The sequence below is a fragment of the Variovorax sp. HJSM1_2 genome (assembly GCF_049316285.1).
GTDB lineage: Bacteria > Pseudomonadota > Gammaproteobacteria > Burkholderiales > Burkholderiaceae_C > Rhodoferax_B.
In genome coordinates this window covers 1-336 of the sequence record NZ_JBMOXA010000064.1, presented here as the reverse complement: position 1 = coordinate 336, position 336 = coordinate 1, and the positions used below count along the sequence as shown (strand labels likewise).

General features: G+C 65.2%; 1 protein-coding gene. It reads left to right on the top strand.

The genetic code is table 11. From position 1 onward, the window contains the following. On the top strand, positions 1-336 hold a 336-nt coding region (locus tag ACFQ95_RS25960), incomplete at both ends, for a dihydrodipicolinate synthase family protein (RefSeq protein ID WP_422835860.1).

Genomic DNA, 336 nt, shown 5'->3' with positions numbered 1-336 from the left:
CAAGGCAACTTCAACGCCAAGTCGTACGCCGCCCGCCTGGAATGGCTGGCCCCCTACGGCGCCTCGGCGCTGTTCGCTGCCGGTGGCACGGGTGAGTACTTCTCGCTCGAGTCCAAAGAGTATTCCGAGATCATCAAGACCGCCGTCGACACCTGCCGCGGCAAAGTGCCCATCATTGCCGGCGCCGGTGGCCCAACCCGCGTGGCCATACAGCACGCCCAGGAAGCCGAGCGCCTGGGCGCCCACGGCATTCTGCTGCTGCCACACTACCTGACCGAAGCCGGCCAGGAAGGCCTGATCGAACACGTGGCACAGGTCTGCAACAGCGTGAAGTTC